This is a genomic window from uncultured Polaribacter sp. (assembly GCF_947501385.1).
In the GTDB taxonomy this organism is placed as follows: Bacteria; Bacteroidota; Bacteroidia; order Flavobacteriales; family Flavobacteriaceae; genus Polaribacter.
This window is the reverse complement of record NZ_CANMVP010000013.1, coordinates 1-13,498: the sequence shown is the minus strand read 5'-3', so window position 1 is coordinate 13,498 and position 13,498 is coordinate 1. Positions and strand designations below refer to the sequence as shown.

Genomic DNA, 13,498 nt, shown 5'->3' with positions numbered 1-13,498 from the left:
CCTAAACTTCGGAAGAGACCTAATAAACCTCTCGACTTCGCTCGAGGAGACAACGTAATATAAATTTTACTCCAATCGAATATCAGAAACACTCGCTCCTGAAGGAACCATTGGAAATACATTTCCTTCTTTTTCTACACAAACTTCTAAAAAGTAGGCTTCTTTGCTCTCCATCATTTCTTTAACAGCATCTGCTAATTCTTCTCTTTTGGTTACTTTTTTTGCTTTTATATAATAGCCTTCTGCTATTTTTACAAAATTTGGATTTACCATTTCTGTAGATGCATAGCGTTTGTCAAAAAATAATTGTTGCCATTGACGCACCATTCCTAAAAAATCGTTATTTAAAACCACCACTTTTACCGCTGCTTTTTGCTGAAAAATGGTTCCTAATTCTTGAATGGTCATTTGGTAACCTCCATCACCAGAAATGGAAACTACTTCGCGCTCTGGTGCGGCCATTTTTGCGCCAATTGCTGCTGGTAAGCCAAAGCCCATGGTTCCTAAACCACCAGAAGTAATGTTACTTTTTGTTTTATTGAAATCTGCATATCTGCAAGCAATCATTTGATGTTGACCAACATCTGTAACAATTGCTGCGTCACCTTTACTTTGAATATTAATTTCTTTGATTACTTCACCCATTGTTAATCCTTCTTTGGTTGGATGAAGATCGCCCTTGATTACTTTTTCATACTCAATAGCATATAAATCTTTAAATTGCTGATGCCATTCTGTATGAGAATTCGCATTAATTAGTGGTAAAATAGCCTTTAAACTTGCTTTTGCGTCACCTAAAACAGCTACATCTGTCTTTACATTTTTATCTACTTCTGCAGGGTCAATCTCAAAATGAATTACTTTGGCTTGCTTTGCATAATTACTTAAATCTCCCGTAACTCGGTCATCAAAACGCATTCCAATGGCAATTAAGACATCACATTCGTTTGTTAATTTATTGGGCGCATAATTACCATGCATTCCTAACATTCCAACGTTCAAAGGATGAGAAGTTTTTAAAGCAGAAGCTCCTAAAATTGTCCAAGCTGCAGGAATTCCCGCCTTTTCCACAAATGCTTTAAAGGCTTCTTCAGCTTCACTTAAAATAACACCTTGTCCCCAAATAATTAATGGTTTTTTAGCGGCATTGATCATTTTAGCTGCAGCTTCCAAAGTACCTGCTACTGTTTTTGGAACGGGCACATAACTTCTTACCTTGATACATTTTTCATAAGAAAAGTCAAACTCCTCAAACTGTGCGTCTTTTGTAATATCTACTAAAACAGGACCTGGTCTACCACTTTTTGCGATGTAAAATGCTTTTGCCAACGCTTCAGGAATTTCTGATGCCTTGGTAATTTGACAATTCCACTTGGTGACTGGTGTAGAAATCCCAACAATATCCGTCTCTTGAAACGCATCGCTTCCTAATAAATGAGATGCAACTTGCCCCGTAATACACACCATTGGCGTAGAGTCTATTTGCGCGTCTGCAATACCCGTAATTAAATTGGTTGCTCCTGGACCAGAAGTTGCAATTGCGACACCTACTTGACCAGAAATTCTTGCAAAACCCTGTGCAGCATGTGTTGCTCCTTGTTCGTGACGTGTTAAAACATGATGAATTTTATCCTGATATTTATACAATTCGTCATAAACTGGCATAATTGCACCACCAGGATACCCGTAAATTATTTGTATATCTTCTGCGATTAAACACCTCACAATTGCTTCGCTACCAGAAATTCTCTCGGTAACTTTTGTTGCTATTTCTTTCTTTTGTATGGTTTGTGTTTCCATATTTTTTTATGAGATTATAGAGTTTAGAAAATAGAGATTAGACTAATATCTTCTCCATTAATTTAATTCGTTATAACAGGAAAAATACTGACATACATATTATTTATTCTGTCTATATTTTTGTCTCTTTTATCTAGTTTCTAGGCTCTTTATTATTTTCTTCTTCTCTTTGTGTTTATACCTACAAGGTTTTTGAAACCTTGCAGGATGATTTATTCACCATCAGTAATACATCCTTTTGAAGCAGATGCCACTGTTTTTGCGTATTTATATAAAATTCCTTTTGTATGTTTTAATGCAGGTGCTACCCATTTTGATTTCCGTGCTGCGATCTCTTCATCAGAAAGTAACACATTTATGGAGTTATCTTCTGCGCTAATTCTAACTTTATCTCCAGTTTTTAATACGCCAATAGTTCCACCAGATTGTGCTTCTGGTGTAATATGACCAACTACAAAACCGTGTGTTCCTCCAGAAAATCGTCCGTCTGTAATTAATGCGACAGATTTTCCTAAACCTGCTCCCATAATTAATGATGTTGGCTTTAACATTTCTGGCATTCCTGGACCTCCTTTTGGCCCTACATATCTAATAACAACAACATCTCCTCTTTCTACTTCTCCATTTGAAATTCCTGTATTTGCTGCTTGCTCTCCGTCATACACCACCGCTTTTCCTTCAAATAGTAGCCCTTCGTTTCCTGAAATTTTTGCCACGGCTCCTTCTTCCGCTAAATTTCCATAGATAATTTGAATATTTCCTGAGGATTTTAATGGGTTATCTTTCGGATAAATGACATCTTGCTCATCAAATTCCATCGCTTCAACATTGGCTAAATTTTCAGCTAATGTTTTTCCTGTAACGGTTAAACAATCGCCATGTAAATAACCATTATCTAACAAATATTTCATAATTGCTGGTGTTCCACCAACGCCATGCACATCTTCCATTAAGTATTTTCCTGAAGGTTTTAAATCTGCAATTAACGGAGTTCTATCTGAAACTCTTTGAAAATCTGCTAATGTAAATTCAATATCTGCTGCGTGTGCAATCGCTAAAAAGTGCAATACTGCATTTGTAGACCCCCCCAAAGCATTCACAATTGCAATCGCGTTTTCTAATGATTTTTTAGAAATAATATCTAAGGGTTTTAAATCTAACTCTAATAAATTTTTGATTGCCAAAGCGGTTCTTTCTGCTTCCGATAATTTATTTGGATTCTCTGCAGGAATTGATGAATTGTAAGGCAATGCAAAACCCATACATTCAATTGCCGAAGCCATTGTATTTGCGGTGTACATTCCTCCACAAGCGCCAGCTCCTGGAATGGCTCTTTTGATGATTTCTCTATATTCTTCCTCTTCAATTTCGCCCGCAACTTTTTGCCCTAAAGCTTCAAATGCAGAAACAATATTTAATTTTCTTCCCTTGTAATTTCCAGATGCAATGGTTCCACCATACATCATAATTGATGGACGATTTAAACGTAACATCGCAATAACCGCACCAGGCATGTTCTTATCACAACCCACCACAGAAATCAATGCATCATAACTTTGTGCATTCATGACTGTTTCTATAGAATCTGCAATAATATCTCTTGAAGCCAACGAATAATTCATACCAGAAGTTCCCATTGAAATTCCGTCTGAAACACCAATCGTATGAAACCCCAAACCTACCAAACCTGCAATTTTAGATTCCACTTTAACTTCTGCCGCCAAATTATTCAAGTGCATATTACATGGATTTCCATCATAACCTGTACTCGCAATACCCACTTGCGCTTTGCTCATATCTTCATCAGTTAGACCTACAGCGTACAACATGGCTTGTGATGCTGGCTGAGATTCATCTTGTGTTAATCTTTTGCTATGTTTATTTAATTCCATTGATTGTTTTCTTCATCTTGTTGACTAAATTACTGTGTTTTTGAGTTTTTGTTGAATATTCTTCATTATAAATCTTTAAATTCAGGCATTCAAATAAATACTTAAAATTATGATTTTCAGAACTTTAAACATATCTTAATATGATGTTCAACTATAGAAAAAACTCCATAAAAAAACCTTCCATTTTAAAGGAAGGTTTGTTTATAAAAATATACATATCACTTCCCTATCATATCATAATAATTACGATGACAACACTAATAGAAATAATATTTAATATCTTGTTTTTCATTTGAATTACAAATATTGTAAATTTTTATTTAGATATACAAGCTTTTTTATTTATTAGTTAAAACCTTAAGCTAATAGACTAGTTTAGCCCAGATTGAATGGTTTGTTTGAACTCTTTTATCTTTTTTTTTGAGATAAAAAGCGAGTAATGAAAGCTGGAAATAGCTTCTAAATAATTGTGCTTTGCCCCATGTGAATATTTTTAAAATTCAAATTGCTATCGTGTTGATTCAAAATATAATCTGAAATAAAATCGCCTACTTTAGAAGTTGATGCTGAATATTTATTTTTTCCTTTAATGTCTTCTGTTGTAATACCTAAAGTTAAAGATTTTTCTACAGCTCTTTCAATAGCATCTGCTTCTTCATCTAAACCTAAATGCTCTAACATCATCGCTGCAGACAAAATAGAAGCTAACGGATTTGCAATATCTTTTCCTTTTGCTTGCGGAAATGAACCATGAATGGGCTCAAACAAAGCACTTGTTTTACCTATAGAAGAAGATGCCAATAAACCAATAGAACCTCCAATAACACTTGCTTCATCTGAAATAATATCTCCAAATAAGTTGTCGGTAAGAATTACATCAAACTGTTTAGGATTCAGAATTAATTGCATCGCTGCATTGTCTACAAACAAATACTCTAAGGTGATATCTTTGTACTCTTTTGCAATCTCAGTAACTGTTTTCCTCCACAAACGAGAAGTTTCTAAAACATTTGCTTTGTCTACCAACGTTACTTTTTTCTTTCTACTCTGGGCAGCTTTAAATGCTAAGTGGGTTATTCTAGAAATTTCTTCAACGGTATAAGAACAACCGTCAAAAGCAGATTGCCCGTCTTTACTAGTTTCTTTTTTACCAAAGTAAATACCACCAGTTAATTCTCTAAAAATAACAATATCTGTTCCTTTAATAATTTCTCTTTTTAATGGAGAGTTTTTAATCAAAGCATCAAAAGCTTTTACAGGTCTTATATTACAAAACAAACCTAGCTCTTTTCTTATTTTTAGCAAACCTTGTTCTGGTCTTACTTTTGCAGAAGGATCATTGTCATATTTTGGATCTCCAATAGCTCCAAATAGAATAGCATCTGCTTTTTTACAAATGGCTATTGTTTCATCTGGCAAAGGCGTACCAACCGCATCAATGGCACAAGCGCCCATTTGAGCTTCTTTATACAAAAAAATATGGTCATAAACTTCAGCTACGGCATCTAATGCTTTCTTTGCTTGATTGGTTACTTCTGGTCCAATTCCGTCTCCAGGGATTACAGCAATTGTATATTTCATCTTACTTCCTTTTACTCATAAATATTGTTAACAAAGGTAGCTGTAATTAGTACATCTTTTTCAAGAATATTACAGCTACCAATGAAGACAAATTATTTAAGCGATTGCTACTTTTGATATTTTATTGATTGTATTCATAATTGCATGAATATCTTCATCTTTTACTTCTTTTTGCCTATCTGCTGTATCTAAAAAAGCATCATAAGCAACATCTAATTGTTTTTTTGTTAATTCGTAACCCACTTTCTTTGCTCTATACGCCAATGCTGCTCTACCACTTCTTGCCGTTAAAACAATAGCGCTTTCTGTAACACCAACATCTTCAGGATTCATAATTTCGTAAGTTTCTCTGTTTTTTATGACGCCATCTTGATGAATTCCAGAACTGTGTGCAAATGCATTTGCCCCAACAATTGCTTTGTTAGGTTGCACCGGCATTCCCATACTTTCACGAACCATAATACTTGTATCGTACAATAGTTTTGTATTGATAGAAGTTTCTAAATTTAAATAAGGATGCTGTTTGAGTACCATTACCACTTCTTCTAAAGCAGTGTTACCAGCACGTTCACCAATTCCGTTTATGGTACATTCAATTTGACGTGCACCATTGATAACTCCTGCAATTGAATTGGCGGTTGCCATTCCAAGATCGTTATGACAGTGACAAGAAAGAATTACATTTTCTATTCCTTTTACATTTTCACGTAAATACTTAATTTTTGCGCCATATTCTTCTGGCAAACAATACCCTGTTGTATCTGGAATATTTAAAACTGTTGCGCCTGCTTTAATCACTTCTTCACAAACTCTTGCCAAAAACTCATTGTCTGTTCTACCTGCATCTTCTGCATAAAACTCCACATCTTCTACAAAAGATTTTGAATAGGTAACGGCCTTAATAGCACGTTCAATAACTTTTTCTCTTGTAGAATTAAATTTGAATTTTATATGAGAATCACTCGTACCAATTCCGGTATGAATTCTTGGATATTTTGCATATTTTAAAGCTTCTGCAGCCACTTTTATGTCATTCTCTACAGCTCTGGTTAAACCACAAACTGTGGCATGTTTTACTATTTTTGCGATTTCAGAAACCGAGTTAAAATCTCCAGGGCTAGAAACAGGAAAACCAGCTTCAATAACATTTACACCTAATACATCTAATCTCTCTGCTATTACCAGTTTCTGCTTTGTATCTAACTTACATCCAGGAACTTGCTCGCCATCTCTAAGGGTAGTATCGAAAATTTGTACTTGATTGTCTTGCATAATTTCTATAAAGATTGTCTTTATTATAAATCAAATATATATATTGCCTTTCCAATTCGTGTATTAACTTATAGCAAACCATGATTTCTAAAACATATCATCGCTAATTAAAAAACTGATTACTAATATATTATGAGTAAAATCATTACATCCGCCAATCAGCAAAATGATGCGCTTTTTGTACTTATTAAGTCTTTAACAAAGTCAGAAAAGAGGCAGTTTAATCTTTATGTAGGAAGATTGGGTGGAAATATTGATGCAAAATTTTTCTCTTTATTTAAGTTTTTAGAAAAACTAAAAATATATGATGAAAAAGTAATTATTGGAAGCGGCATTGTTTCTAAACAACAACTTTCTAATTTAAAAGCGCACCTGTACAAACAAATTCTAATTAGTCTTAGACTAAATCCCGCACATAAAAATGTTCGAATTCAAATTAGAGAACAATTAGATTTTGCAACGGTTTTATACCAAAAAGGATTGTACAAGCAAAGCTTAAAACTCTTGGAAAAAGCCAAAAATATGGCTTTAGATCATGAAGAAAAAAACATTGCTTATGAAATTGTAGAACTTGAAAAAGTAATCGAAACACAATACATTACAAGAAGCTTGAGTAATAGAGCAAATCAACTTTCTATTCAAGCGAAAGAATTGAGCCAGCAAAATGTCATTGCCAGTAAACTCTCTAATTTATCGCTACAATTGTACAGCCATCTATTGCAAAATGGATATGTGAAAAATAGAGAAGAATTAAAATTTGTGGATCAATATTTTAGTGATCGAATGCCAAAATATGAGTATCAAACTTTAGGATTTAGAGAAAAATTATGGTTGTTTAAAGCACATTTATGGCATAGTTTTTTAATTCAAGATTTTTTATTGAGTTACAAATACGCTAAAAAGTGTGTAGACTTATTCGTTAATCAAAAACTAATAAACTCACATCCTGTTTTTTACCTAAAATCGAAAAATTACTTGTTAGAAGCTTCTTTTTTAGTGAAAAAAGTATCTACTTTTAAAAGAGAATTAACAGCTTTTGAAGTTGAAATAGAAAACAACGAAATTCCATTAAACACAAATACAGAACTCTTAATTTTTTTATATCTGTATTCTAACAAATTGCATTTACATTTTTTGGAAGGCTCTTTTGAAGAAGGTGAATATTTAGTCGCAATTATCAATACAAAAATCGAAAAATATAAAAATAGATTAGATACTCATTATGTAGTTTTATTGTATTATAAAATGGCTTGTTTGTACTTCGGAATGGGTAAAAACAGATTGTGTATTGCTTATTTGCAAAAAATAATTCGTTCTAAAAACTTAAGTTCCGCAGAAGATTTACAATGTTTTGCTAGAATTTTAAATTTAATTGCACATTATGAATGTGGTCTAGATTATGATTTAGAAAGACAATTTTTAGATACCTATAAATTTCTATTAAAAATGGAAAATTTACAAGAGGTTCAAAAGGTTTTCTTAACCTCTATTAGAGATTTAAGTGATGTTTTTCCACATGAAATTAAAAACGAATTTAAGAAAATTCATGCAAAATTGAAGAAATTCGAAAACCATCCTTATGAGAAAAGAGCTTTTTTATACTTAGATATTTTATCTTGGTTAGAGAGCAAAATCGTAAACAAACCCATTGCTTTAATAATTAAAGAAAAAGCAAATTTAACCGTTAAATAATTTTTTATATTGATTTATTAGCTACTTATTTTATCAAAATCATATTAATCAGATGGAAAAGAAAAATAATCAACAAGAAGCAACTTCAAATTGAATATTAATAATACTTTTGCTTTGTGAATATTTCTAATCTAAACATAAAAACCTTTACAACTATTTCTATAGTGGGTATTTCTATGGGAAATAGTACGCGCACTTCTACAATTATTACCCTTTAGGGGTTTTCTATAATTATATCAACTTAGGTCATACAGTGTTTCGAAAAATATCGAAATCAACTCAATAAAAAATAAATTACACAAACTATTCATTACCAATGAAAGTATTAAAATTTGGCGGTTCGTCTGTCTCGAGTTCAGAAAACATAAAAAAAGTATTAGCTATTGTCGAGACAACAGCTAAAGACCAAAAAATTGCAGTTGTGGTTTCTGCATTCGGAAAAACAACAAACGCATTAATTGAAGGTGCAAATTTAGCTTCTCATAAAGATGAAGCCTATAAAGAGGTTTTACAGAAATTAGAACATCATCATTTTGGTGTCATTAAAGATTTAATTCCTGTAGAGCATCAAAATGAAATTATTCGCTATGTAAAAGAACTTTTCAACCATTTAGAAACTATTTACGAAGGTTGTTTTTTATTACAAGAACTCACAACAAAAACGTTGGCTACCATTTCTAGTTTTGGTGAATTGTTATCTTCTTACATTATCGCAAAAGCTGCAATCTCTTCTTTTGAAACTGACTACAAAGATAGTAGAGATTTAATTATAGCCTCAGACAATTACCTAAGTGCATCTGTGAATTTCATAGAAACAAATAAAAATATTGAAACTTATTTTGATGGAAATCAGAAAAATGTAACATTATTACCAGGTTTTGTGGCAAGGACAAAGGAAGGTAAATCGACTACTCTAGGTCGTGGCGGATCCGATTATACCGCTGCTATTATTGCTGCTGCAGTAAATGCTACCGAACTACAAATTTGGACAGATGTTAGTGGCATGTTTACTGCAAATCCGAGTGTGGTAAAGCAAGCCTTTCCAATTCCTCATATTTCGTATCATGAAGCGATGGAATTATCTCATTTTGGCGCAAAAGTTATTTATCCACCAACAATTCAGCCAGTATTGAAAAAGGAAATTCCTATTTGGATAAAAAACACATTTTCTCCAGAAGATTCAGGCACTTTAATTGCACAAGAAACAAGCAATAATAAACCTGTAAAAGGAATTAGTCATATAGAAAATATTACTTTAATTACCTTAGAAGGAAGTGGAATGGTTGGCATTCCAGGCTTTTCGAAACGTTTGTTTGAAGCGCTTTCTTTTCATAATATTAATATTGTTTTAATTACACAGGCTTCTTCTGAATTGTCTATTTGTATTGGTATTTCTGATGAAGATGCGCAGAAAGCAAAAACAGTTATTGATGAAACTTTCGAATTTGAAATTGAAAAACAAAAAGTAAATCCTGTAGCTCTAGAGCAAGACTTATGCATCATTGCTTTGGTAGGTGACAATATGAAAAATCATCAAGGTTTAAGCGGACAAATGTTTAGTTCCTTAGGAAAAAATAACGTAAATATTAGAGCCATTGCACAAGGTTCTACAGAGAAAAATATTTCTGCAGTCATTCATAAAAGTGATGCAAAAAAAGCCTTAAACACCTTGCATGAACAATTTTTTGAAGAGAAAATAAAACAGCTCAACTTATTTGTAACCGGAGTCGGGAATGTTGGTGAACGTTTTTTATCGCAATTAGAACAACAGAAAAAATACCTAAAAAAACATCTTAAATTAAAGATAAGAGTCATTGGATTGTCAAATTCAAGGAAAATGGTTTTTGATGCACATGGTTTAGATTTAAATAATTGGAAAGTAGCATTAGAAAACGGAGAACCAACAAGTTTAGAGCAGTTTTTTAATAAAACAAAAGAAGCCAATTTAAGAAACAGTGTTTTTGTAGACAATACTGCAAACCAAGCTGTTTCTGAAGTCTATGAAAAGTATTTAAGACAAAGTATCGGCGTAGTTACATGTAATAAAATTGCGTGCGCTTCTTTGTTAGAGAATTACAAAACATTAAAAGAAGTTTCAAGAAAATACAACGCGCCATTTTTGTTTGAAACAAATGTGGGTGCCGGATTGCCAATTATAGACACCTTAAAAAACTTGATCAATTCAGGAGATAGAGTGCATAAAATTCAGGCTGTTTTGTCTGGAAGTTTAAACTTTGTATTTAATAATTTCAATGAAAATTCAACATTTCATGATGTGGTAGCACAAGCTCAAAAAGAAGGCTATACAGAACCAAATCCAAAAATTGATTTGAGTGGTGTTGATGTTGCTAGAAAAATTTTAATTCTCGCGAGAGAAAGTGGGTACGATTTGGAATTAGAAGACATTCAAAAAAAGGCCTTTTTACCAGAAGAAAGTTTAAATACTTCTAATAATGATGATTTTTATGCTTCTTTAACAAAACATGAAAATCACTTTCAAGACATCTTTAAAGAAGCAAATGATAAAAATTGCCGACTAAAATATGTGGCCGAATTTGCAGACGGAAAAGCACATGTTGGTTTGCAACACATTCCTTCAGACCATCCCTTTTATAATTTAGAGGGAAGTGATAATATTGTGTTATTTTTCACCGATAGATATCCTCAAAACCCTTTAATTATAAAAGGAGCTGGAGCTGGAGCAGATGTAACTGCTTCTGGTATTTTTGCGGATATTATTAGAACGAGTAAATAAGTTGGCAGTTCTCAGTTAGCAGTCCTCAGTAGGCAGTATTCAGTAATGAAATGACTGCAAACTAAAGACTGCAAACTGCGAACTGTAGACTGCAAACTAAAAAAAATGAATTATTTAAAAATATTTTCTCCTGCAACTGTTGCCAATGTTTCCTGCGGATTCGATTCTATGGGTTTTGCAGTAGATGCCATTGGTGATGAAATGACATTTACAAAAACGGTAGAGAAAGGGGTAAAAATAATAAGTATCACCGGTGCAGATTTAACCTATGATGTTGATAAAAATGCGGCAAGTGCCGTTGTTCAAAAAATATTACAAGCAGCAAAAGCAGATTTTGGTATCGAACTTACCATTCATAAAGGTTTTTCCCCAGGAAGTGGCTTAGGAAGTTCGGCTGCCAGTGCAGCAGGTGCAGCTTTTGGGGTAAATAAATTTTTAGATAGTAAATATTCTGATTTAGAATTGACAAAATTTGCCATGTTTGGTGAAGAAGTTGCTTGCGGTTCTGAAATTGCAGACAATGTTGCTGCAGCTATTTACGGAGGTTTTGTACTCGTTAGAAGTTACGACCCCTTAGAAATTGTAAAATTGCCTGTTCCAGAACAATTAAGGGTAGTGGCAATTCATCCACAAATAGCAATAAAAACAAAAGATGCAAGAGAAGTTTTACCCACTAATATTCCATTAAAAGATGCGATTACACAATGGGCAAATGTGGGCGGTTTGGTAAGTGGATTGTTCACCAATAATTATCAATTAATTAGTAATTCTTTGGTAGATGTTATTGTAGAACCTGCCCGTAAATCTTTAATTCCGTTTTTTGATGACGTAAAAAACAGTGCCATACAAGCAGGTGCTTTAGGTGCAGGAATTAGTGGTTCTGGGCCCACCATTTTTGCTTTGTGTCAAGGAGATAAAAGTGCAGAAAAAGTATATAAGGCTATTGAAGAAACATATAAAAATACACAGATTAATTTTGAAATGTTTATTTCGAAAGTGAATCAAGAAGGAATGAAAATTTTAGAATAGTTGTTGGTTTTTAGTTGACGGTTATTGGTCTGAAGTCTAAAACCACCCATCAACTAAAAACTATCAACCAAAAACCAAAACAATGAACTACTACAGTTTACACCATAAATCACCAAAAACAACTTTTAAAAACGCTGTTATACAAGGGCTTGCAAAAGATAGAGGAATTTATTTTCCAGAAACAATTACACCACTTTCGAAAGAATTCATAGAAAATATTACCAATTATTCAAATCAAGAGATTGCTTATGAAGTAATTAAACAATTTGTGGGTGATGAAATTCCGACTGAAAAATTAAAAGAGATTATTAAAGAAACGGTTTCTTTTGATTTTCCATTGGTAAAAATTGATGAAAATATAGCTTCTTTAGAGTTGTTTCACGGCCCAACAATGGCTTTTAAAGATGTTGGTGCGAAGTTTATGGCGAAATGTTTAGAATATTTCAATCGCGATAATGATGATGAAATTACTGTCTTAGTAGCAACCTCTGGTGATACTGGTGGCGCAGTTGCTAATGGGTTTTTAGATGCAAAAGGTGTGAATGTAGTTATTTTATATCCTTCAGGAAAAGTGAGTGATATTCAAGAAAAGCAATTGACCACTTTAGGGAAAAATATTACCGCTCTTGAAGTATCTGGTGTTTTTGACGATTGTCAAGAAATGGTAAAAACTGCTTTTTTAGATGAAGAGATCACAAAAACTTTAACCTCTGCGAACTCTATAAACGTGGCACGTTGGTTGCCACAAATGTTCTATTTTTTCTTTGCGTATAAAGAATTACAAAAATTAAATAAAGAACTCGTTTTTTCTGTTCCTAGTGGAAATTTTGGGAATATTTGCGCAGGAATTATGACCCAAAAATTAGGCTTACCAGTTAAACATTTTATAGCATCTACAAATGTGAATGACACCGTTCCTAATTATCTAATTGATGGAAAATACACTCCAAAACCATCAAAAGCAACCATTTCAAATGCGATGGACGTTGGAAATCCGAGTAATTTTATAAGAATTCAAGAACTGTTTAACAACGATTTTGAAACTCTAAAAAAGCATTTTTCTTCGTATAGTTTTTCTGATGATGAAACTCGTGAAAAAATGAAAGCAATTTATAAAAATTCTGGCTATATTACAGATCCGCATGGTGCTGTTGGTTATCTAGGATTGGAAAAATACGGTTTAAAAGAAAACGAATTTGGTGTGTTTTTAGAAACTGCGCATCCTGTAAAATTTTTAGATGTTGTGGAAGGAACACTGCCAGTAAAAGTGGAGGTTCCAGCACAGATTCAAAAAATTATCAACAATAAAAAAGTGGCTATGAAAGCTTCATCTTATCAAGATTTAAAGGATTTTTTGATGAGGGAATAGTTGCCACGAATTCACAAATTTTTGAGACTTCTGTCATCCTATGTTTGCAAAAGGATATGGATTAAAGTATTTATATTAGATAGATATTAATAAAAAGGAGAAAGAGCA

The 13,498-nt window shown here is 33.0% G+C and carries 8 protein-coding genes; 4 read left to right on the top strand and 4 right to left on the bottom strand.

The genetic code is table 11. From position 1 onward, the window contains the following. Positions 1-66: 66 nt before the first annotated feature. From ilvB to Q0998_RS09760, 4 genes are all read right to left on the bottom strand, one after another. On the bottom strand, positions 67-1,800 hold the full coding sequence (gene ilvB / locus Q0998_RS09775; protein ID WP_299669504.1) for a biosynthetic-type acetolactate synthase large subunit: 1,734 nt from the start codon (positions 1,798-1,800) through the stop codon (positions 67-69). A 212-nt stretch (positions 1,801-2,012) separates the two neighbouring features. Next, a complete protein-coding gene (gene ilvD / locus Q0998_RS09770) occupies positions 2,013-3,692 on the bottom strand; it encodes a dihydroxy-acid dehydratase (RefSeq protein ID WP_299669502.1) in 1,680 nt (559 codons plus the stop codon). Positions 3,693-4,151: 459 nt separating this feature from the next. After that, the gene (gene leuB / locus Q0998_RS09765; protein WP_299669500.1) at positions 4,152-5,273 is read right to left on the bottom strand and encodes a 3-isopropylmalate dehydrogenase; all 1,122 of its coding nucleotides are present in this window, start codon (positions 5,271-5,273) and stop codon (positions 4,152-4,154) included. 96 nt (positions 5,274-5,369) lie between these two features. Beyond that, on the bottom strand, positions 5,370-6,545 hold the full coding sequence (locus tag Q0998_RS09760; RefSeq protein ID WP_299669498.1) for a 2-isopropylmalate synthase: 1,176 nt from the start codon (positions 6,543-6,545) through the stop codon (positions 5,370-5,372). A gap of 132 nt (positions 6,546-6,677) precedes the next feature. Between Q0998_RS09760 and Q0998_RS09755 the strand changes: the two genes are divergently transcribed. The 4 genes from Q0998_RS09755 (at position 6,678) to thrC (ending at position 13,390) form a co-directional block, all read left to right on the top strand. Beyond that, entirely contained in the window at positions 6,678-8,237 is a 1,560-nt protein-coding gene (locus Q0998_RS09755) for a hypothetical protein (protein ID WP_299669496.1), read from the top strand. A gap of 316 nt (positions 8,238-8,553) precedes the next feature. Then, positions 8,554-10,992: a bifunctional aspartate kinase/homoserine dehydrogenase I gene (thrA, locus tag Q0998_RS09750; protein WP_299669494.1), complete on the top strand. Its 2,439-nt coding sequence runs from the start codon at positions 8,554-8,556 to the stop codon at positions 10,990-10,992. Between the two features lie 105 nt (positions 10,993-11,097). Beyond that, positions 11,098-12,021 carry a homoserine kinase gene (locus Q0998_RS09745; RefSeq protein ID WP_299669492.1) on the top strand — a complete coding sequence of 308 codons (924 nt, stop codon included), beginning with the start codon at positions 11,098-11,100 and terminating at the stop codon, positions 12,019-12,021. A gap of 82 nt (positions 12,022-12,103) precedes the next feature. Next, complete coding sequence (thrC, locus tag Q0998_RS09740; RefSeq protein ID WP_299669479.1) at positions 12,104-13,390, top strand: threonine synthase; 1,287 nt, start codon at positions 12,104-12,106, stop codon at positions 13,388-13,390. Positions 13,391-13,498: the final 108 nt, after the last annotated feature.

What these genes read in the sequence shown, in the direction of transcription:
- ilvB (WP_299669504.1), bottom strand. Translation starts at nt 1,800, where the DNA reads ATGGAAACACAAACCATACAAAAGAAAGAAATAGCAACAAAAGTTACC.
- ilvD (WP_299669502.1), bottom strand. Translation starts at nt 3,692, where the DNA reads ATGGAATTAAATAAACATAGCAAAAGATTAACACAAGATGAATCTCAG.
- leuB (WP_299669500.1), bottom strand. Translation starts at nt 5,273, where the DNA reads ATGAAATATACAATTGCTGTAATCCCTGGAGACGGAATTGGACCAGAA.
- Q0998_RS09760 (WP_299669498.1), bottom strand. Translation starts at nt 6,545, where the DNA reads ATGCAAGACAATCAAGTACAAATTTTCGATACTACCCTTAGAGATGGC.
- Q0998_RS09755 (WP_299669496.1), top strand. Translation starts at nt 6,678, where the DNA reads ATGAGTAAAATCATTACATCCGCCAATCAGCAAAATGATGCGCTTTTT.
- thrA (WP_299669494.1), top strand. Translation starts at nt 8,554, where the DNA reads ATGAAAGTATTAAAATTTGGCGGTTCGTCTGTCTCGAGTTCAGAAAAC.
- Q0998_RS09745 (WP_299669492.1), top strand. Translation starts at nt 11,098, where the DNA reads ATGAATTATTTAAAAATATTTTCTCCTGCAACTGTTGCCAATGTTTCC.
- thrC (WP_299669479.1), top strand. Translation starts at nt 12,104, where the DNA reads ATGAACTACTACAGTTTACACCATAAATCACCAAAAACAACTTTTAAA.